This is a genomic window from Bradyrhizobium sp. 31Argb, from assembly GCF_043638955.1.
In the GTDB taxonomy this organism is placed as follows: Bacteria; Pseudomonadota; Alphaproteobacteria; order Rhizobiales; family Xanthobacteraceae; genus Bradyrhizobium.
The window spans coordinates 1-6055 of the sequence record NZ_JBEGDB010000374.1; the positions used below are offsets into that span (position 1 = coordinate 1).

Here is a 6055-nt window from a genome sequence, read left to right on the forward strand (position 1 = left end):
TTCCTCCTAAAAGAAAGCCTTGAATCACGTTCAATCTGATTTGAGAATCCCAAGAGTCCACACGGCCTAGAGCTTCGATTCTGATTGAATCAGAACCGAAGCTCTAGATTCTTGTTCTGACGCGTTTTCTTCACGCGAACCGGCGTCCACTTCGCTCGAAAACGCTCTATTCATCCGACGCCGGACCGCACCAGCCCGGCAGGTAGATCGCGTCCTTGCTCTTCGCCGCGGCGAGCGCCTTCTCCATTGCCGTGTCGAAATCAGCTTCCACGAGCTTGCGCGCCACCTGGCGACGCAGGAAATCCGCCCACAGGAACTCACTGAATGGCGTGGTATCCTTGGCAAAACCGCCTGCACGGCGCAGTTCGCCGGCGAGGCTGCGGAACGGATCGTCCTTCAGGTCGACCACCGATTTCGGCAGATCGCGAAAATGCCTGCGATCACCCTTGGCGTCGTAGGGATAGACCCAGCGCTTGTTGTCCATCACGCCCCAGAACGCATCGCGCTGGACCATGGTGAGATCGCCGATCACGGTGACAAGCACATCCTTGACGCCCTCATCGTGCAGCGCGCGGGCGAGATGGTGATGGTCGACGACGTAGTGGCGCTCATCGGGCCCGAGCACCACCGGGATCATGTGCTGGCCCAGCATTTCGGCGCGCTTCTTCGCCGACTTGTGCTCGCGCCAACGCTGGCGCTTCTCCTTCACCTCCCTCATGCCGACCGTCATCTGAGTCGGGCGCAGGGACATGATCGTAACCGGCTTGAGAATCGGCTCACGCGTATTTGCCATGGTTCAACTCCCTATTGCTGCCGACGGAAACCATCGAGGGCCGGTTCCACTATGGCACGGCGCCACCAGGGATTGAATTCCTCGATCTTCCGTCTCGACGAGCTGTGAACGGAGGATCCCCCACGTCGCGCGAGGGTGCATCGCACACATCGCCGCGATGCCTTGCGCCCATCGCCCCACCATCAGTTCCATGAAGTGCCGCGGGGTCACGTTGCGAGAACGCGCACCAATATTTTACGTGAGAGGCGCGCACGGCGTGCTAAACAGGATCACAACTTCTGCGGACGGACGGCAGTGAAAACCCAGCGGCCTATCAGCTCGGACGGCGAGCACGTGGTGCTCAAATTCCGACCGCGCACCTCCGACCATCCGCCCGCCCGCCACGAGCAACCGCTTGAGGCGGGAAAGCCCGGGCAAGTCGCCCAGGACCTCTCCCGTTACGAGCGCCCGCGCGAGCAGCCCGATGACTTCCGCCAGCGCATGCTGGCCAATATCGCGGCCTTCGCTTTCACGGTGGCGCTAACCGCAATCGGCATCTGGTTGGCCGTGAGCATCGCCGACCTGCGCAAAACTCAGGATTGCGTCCTGATGGGCCGGCGTGACTGCGCACGGATTTCAGTGATGCCGAGGGGCTAGCGCTGGAACCGCAGCGGTATCTGCTGCCTAGCAAAGCGGCTCCACAGACAAGGCCAAGCTCCATTGAACTCGCGGCCCCGCTCCGATATACGGGCACTCGAGTCCGCCCGGGGGAACAGGGCATTTCGGGACAACGCCGCCCGCCACCTCCCGACCGTCCCGGAATTTACCGCCAATATATCAAAGGCTTAGTGATGTCTTCCACATTCGAGCAGATCGCCAACATTATCGCCGAGACTTGCGATATCCCGCGCGACACGATCAAGCCGGAAAGCCATGCCATCGACGATCTGGGGATCGACAGCCTCGACTTCCTCGACATCGCCTTTGCGATCGACAAGGCGTTCGGGATCAAGATGCCACTCGAGAAGTGGACCCAGGAAGTCAACGACGGCAAGGCCACGACCGAGCAGTACTTCGTGCTGAAGAACCTCGCTGACCGCATCGACGAACTGGTCGCGGCCAAGAACGCAGGCACGGGCACGGCGTCGGGCTCGTAACCGAGCGCCCCATGCAGCTCGAATATTTCACGCTCATCGATCGCATCGTCGACCTCAACATCGGCGACAAGACGATCGTGGTGGAGGCTGACGTTCCGCAGACCAGCACGATCTTCGAAGGCCATTTCCCGGGCTATCCGATCATGCCTGGCGTGCTCCTGACGGAAGCGATGGCGCAGTCGTCCGGCTGGCTGCTGCTCGGCCTGATGAAGTTCGAACGGATGCCCTTTCTCGCGATGATCAAGGAAGCCAAGATGCGCGGCTTCGTCAACCCGGGCGAGGTGCTGACGATCGAGGCCAAGGTCGAGCATGAAGGTTCGGGCTTTGCGGTGACGTCGGCCAAGGTTCGGGTAGGCAAGGAATTGAAATGCAGCGCCGATCTGACGTTCCGCCACATCCCCTTCCCCCATCCCGATCTGCGCGTGCACATGGACGCGATGGCCAAGAAGATCGGCTTTCCGCAGCGGGCACTGACGCATGACTGAGCGGAAGGAAGTCTGGATCACCGGCATTGGCGTCCTGTCGTCGCTCGGCGAAGGACCGGACGCGCATTGGGATGCGCTCAACGCCAAGCGCATCAACATCGACGACAAGCGGTTCGCGCCCTACATCGTCCATCCGCTCGCCCCCGTCAGCTTCGACGCGCAGATCCCGAAGAAGGGCGACCAGCGCCAGATGGAAGCCTGGCAGCGCATCGGCACCTATGCCGCGGGGCTGGCGCTGGATTCGGCCGGCGTCAAAGGCAATCAGGAAATCCTGTCCCGCATGGACATGATCGTCGCGGCTGGCGGCGGCGAGCGCGACCTCGCGGTCGATACGGCGATCCTGAACGCCGACGCGCGCGGCAACTTCAGCCCCGGCTTCCTCAACGAGCGCCTGATGAGCGAACTGCGTCCGACGCTGTTCCTGGCGCAGCTCTCCAACCTGCTCGCCGGCAATATCGCAATCGTTCATGGCGTCCGCGGCACCTCGCGCACTTTCATGGGTGAGGAAGCCTCCAGCATCGACGCGGCGCGGATTGCGCTGGCGCGCATCGAGGCCGGCCAGAGCGACATTGCGCTGGTTGGCGGCGCCTACAATGGCGAACGCCTCGACCTGCTCGTCCTGTTTGAATTCGGCGACTTCAACCTGACCGGCGAGTTCGCGCCGGTCTGGGCCCGCGAGAACAACAGCGGATTCGCGCTTGGCTCCGCCGGCGCGTTCCTGGTGCTGGAATCCCGTGAGCACGCCGAGGCGCGCGGCGCCAAGCCTTATGCCAAGCTCTCCAAGGTGGTCGCCGACCTCGCGCAGCGCAAGCAGCCGGGCGCGGTGACGAAGTCGCTGGAGGCGTTGTGGTCGAAACTCGGCGTCGGCGACGATGTCGGCGTGGTCGTCACCGGCGCCACCGGCGCCGAGCCCGTCACGTCGGAAGAGCGCGCGTTCCTGCGCCAGCACCAGGGCCTTGCCGTGCGCGCCACCGGAACGATGTTCGGCCACACCGTGGAGGCCCAATTCCCGCTCGGCGTTGCCCTGGCGGCGCTCTCGGTCTCACGCGGCGCGCTGTTTCCGCCGAACGATCCGACCGGGTTCGAGGTTGAAAAGTCGGATCCGCCGACTCAGATTGTAGTGATGGGAACCGGTCACTGGCAGGGCGAAGGGATGGCCCTGGTTGAGGCCGTCAAGTAGGGCGCATTCGCGCAGCATCGACGGGGGAAGCATGGCGACACCACGCGATAAATTTGGCAGGCCGATCGTTGTCGTGACCGGCATGGGCATCGTCACGTCGCTCGGCGGCGGCAAGACGGACAATTGGGCCAAGCTCGTTGCCGGCGAATCCGGCATCAAGACGGTCACCCGTTTTCCGATCGATGGACTGAGGACCACGATGGCCGGAACGGTGGATTTCGTCACCGTCGATCCCTTCACCTCGACCCTCCTTTCCGAGCGCATCGCCGAAATCGCCACCGAAGAGGCGCTGGCGCAATCCGGTATTGGCAGCAAGGGTGACTTTCCAGGTCCCCTCTTCCTCGCGGTCGCGCCGGTCGAGACCGAATGGCCGCAACGGCTCGAACTCGGGCGCACGATCGACAAGGAGGAGTTCGACTACTACGACATGTTGCGCGCGAGCGGCGGCGGCAGATTCGCCCCCTATCATGATCGCTTCATGTTCGGTTCGGTCGCAAAACACCTCGCCGAAAATTTTGGTACCAAGGGCTCGCCGATCTCGCTGTCGACCGCCTGCGCCTCCGGCGCGACCGCGATCCAGCTCGGCGTGGAGGCAATCCGTCGCGGCGAGGCGGATGCGGCCCTGTGCGTTGCGACCGACGGCTCGGTGAATCCGGAAGCCGTGGTCCGCTTCTCCCTGCTCTCGGCGCTGTCGACGCAGAACGATCCGCCGCAGGGAGCGTCAAAGCCGTTCTCCAAGAACCGCGATGGCTTCGTGATGGCCGAAGGCGCCGGCGCGCTGGTGCTGGAGAGCTATGAGGCGGCCACCGCGCGCGGCGCGACGATCCTGGGCGTCGTCGCCGGCTGCGGCGAACTGACTGATTCGTTCCACCGCACCCGCTCGAGCCCGGACGGCAAGCCGATCATCGGCTGCATGCGCAAGACGCTGGCTGACGCCGGGATGGAGCCGGAACAGATCGACCACATCAACGCGCACGGGACAGCGACGCCCGAGAACGACAAGATGGAATATCTGACGACCTCGGCGGTGTTCGGCGAGCAGATCTCGAAGATTCCGGTGTCGTCGAACAAGTCGATGGTCGGCCACACAATCTCCGCGGCCGGTGCGGTCGAGGCGGTGTTCTCGCTGCTCACGCTCGAGCATCAGCGGATTCCGCCGACCATCAATTATGACGTGCCTGATCCGACCATTCATTTCGACGTGGTCGGCAACAAGGCGCGCGACGCCCGCGTCACTGCCGTGATGTCCAACTCGTTCGGCTTTGGCGGGCAGAACGCCTCATTGATCCTGACACGCGAGCCGGCCTAGAGCATGATCCGAGGAACTGGTCTCCGGTTTTCTGAAGAGATCATGCTCAACCAAACGCCGCGCCGCTTGTCGCGATGAACCGCCTGCAGCTCCTTCGCGCCCGCGCGCGCCTTCGCGACGCCGTCAAGCCCGTGGGCGACGCGGCGGTGGGCGCGCTGACGATCGCGCTGTTGCGTACCACGCGCTGCTTCGATCCGTTCAAGACCGCCGATTTCTTCGGGCGCGCCGCGCATTTCATCGGTCGCAGGCTGCGTGAGGACCGGATCGGTCGCGAGAATCTGAAGGCCGCGTTTCCGGAAAAATCGCCTGAGGAGATCGAGAAGATCCTGGCCGGCGTCTGGGACAATCTCGGCCGCATCGGCGCCGAGTTCGCCCATCTCGACCATATCTGGGACTACGACCGCGACCATCCCGAAAACAGCCGCATCGAATTGCCGCCGCGGACCATCGAGCTGTTCGACCAGATCAGGGACGACGGCAAGCCGGCGCTGATCTTTGCCGCGCATCTCGGCAATTGGGAATTGCCGGCGCTGGCGGCTGTCGCGCACGGGCTCGACACCGCGATCCTGTTCCGACGGCCGAACAGCGAAGCCGCGGACCGCGCGATCGAGAAGATCCGCGCGATCAAGATGGGCACGCTGATCCCCGCCGGCCGCGACGCGCCGCTCCGGCTTGCACAGGCGCTGCAAGACAACAAGCACGTCGCCATGCTGGTCGACCAATATCTGACCAACGGCGTCGAGGTCACCTTCTTCGGCCGCAAGACCAAGGCCAACCCGACGCTGGCGCGGCTCCGGCGTCAGGTCGAATGCCCGATCCACGGCGCCCGCATCATCCGCCTGCCCAATAACCGCTTCCGCGGCGAACTGTCAGAGGAAGTGAAGCCCGTGTTCAATGCGTCCGGAGAGATCGATATCCAGGGCACGATGCAGGCCGTCACCAACGTGATCGAAGGCTGGGTGCGCGAATATCCGGACCAGTGGCTCTGGCTGCACCGCCGCTGGCGGTGAGCTGAAGCCTATACCGCCCCGTCATTGCGAGGAGCGTAGCGACGAAGCAATCCATGCCTCCACTTGTGGATCGGGATAGGGGGAAGCCTCGCGGCTTCGCCCCTCCCACACCACCGGACGTACGGGTCCGTATCCGGCGGTT

General features: G+C 63.7%; 7 protein-coding genes. 6 read left to right on the top strand and 1 reads right to left on the bottom strand.

Going from position 1 to position 6055, the window contains the following annotated elements; all coding sequences use genetic code 11:
• Positions 1 to 166 precede the first annotated feature (166 nt).
• On the bottom strand, positions 167 to 793 hold the full coding sequence (locus tag AAFX91_RS37800) for a ParB-like protein (RefSeq protein ID WP_130580634.1): 627 nt from the start codon (positions 791 to 793) through the stop codon (positions 167 to 169).
• Positions 794 to 1087: 294 nt separating this feature from the next.
• Here AAFX91_RS37800 and AAFX91_RS37805 point away from each other — a divergent pair, with 294 nt between their 5' ends.
• From AAFX91_RS37805 to AAFX91_RS37830, 6 genes are all read left to right on the top strand, one after another.
• Positions 1088 to 1429 carry a hypothetical protein gene (locus tag AAFX91_RS37805; RefSeq protein ID WP_130580633.1) on the top strand — a complete coding sequence of 114 codons (342 nt, stop codon included), beginning with the start codon at positions 1088 to 1090 and terminating at the stop codon, positions 1427 to 1429.
• A gap of 194 nt (positions 1430 to 1623) precedes the next feature.
• Positions 1624 to 1929, top strand: coding sequence for an acyl carrier protein (locus AAFX91_RS37810; RefSeq protein WP_027583603.1), 306 nt, complete (start codon positions 1624 to 1626; stop codon positions 1927 to 1929).
• An 11-nt stretch (positions 1930 to 1940) separates the two neighbouring features.
• A complete protein-coding gene (locus tag AAFX91_RS37815) occupies positions 1941 to 2414 on the top strand; it encodes a 3-hydroxyacyl-ACP dehydratase FabZ family protein (protein ID WP_130580632.1) in 474 nt (157 codons plus the stop codon).
• On the top strand, positions 2407 to 3594 hold the full coding sequence (locus tag AAFX91_RS37820; RefSeq protein ID WP_130580631.1) for a beta-ketoacyl-ACP synthase: 1188 nt from the start codon (positions 2407 to 2409) through the stop codon (positions 3592 to 3594). The genes AAFX91_RS37815 and AAFX91_RS37820 overlap by 8 nt, the downstream gene beginning before the upstream one ends.
• Positions 3595 to 3625: 31 nt before the next feature.
• Entirely contained in the window at positions 3626 to 4903 is a 1278-nt protein-coding gene (locus AAFX91_RS37825; RefSeq protein WP_394569891.1) for a beta-ketoacyl-ACP synthase, read from the top strand.
• Between the two features lie 74 nt (positions 4904 to 4977).
• Complete coding sequence (locus AAFX91_RS37830) at positions 4978 to 5913, top strand: lipid A biosynthesis lauroyl acyltransferase (protein WP_394569892.1); 936 nt, start codon at positions 4978 to 4980, stop codon at positions 5911 to 5913.
• The last annotated feature ends 142 nt before the right edge of the window (positions 5914 to 6055 follow it).

Coding starts and splice junctions, on each gene's coding strand:
- AAFX91_RS37800 (WP_130580634.1), bottom strand. CDS start 793: ATGGCAAATACGCGTGAGCCGATTCTCAAGCCGGTTACGATCATGTCC.
- AAFX91_RS37810 (WP_027583603.1), top strand. CDS start 1,624: ATGTCTTCCACATTCGAGCAGATCGCCAACATTATCGCCGAGACTTGC.
- AAFX91_RS37815 (WP_130580632.1), top strand. CDS start 1,941: ATGCAGCTCGAATATTTCACGCTCATCGATCGCATCGTCGACCTCAAC.
- AAFX91_RS37820 (WP_130580631.1), top strand. CDS start 2,407: ATGACTGAGCGGAAGGAAGTCTGGATCACCGGCATTGGCGTCCTGTCG.
- AAFX91_RS37825 (WP_394569891.1), top strand. CDS start 3,626: ATGGCGACACCACGCGATAAATTTGGCAGGCCGATCGTTGTCGTGACC.
- AAFX91_RS37830 (WP_394569892.1), top strand. CDS start 4,978: ATGAACCGCCTGCAGCTCCTTCGCGCCCGCGCGCGCCTTCGCGACGCC.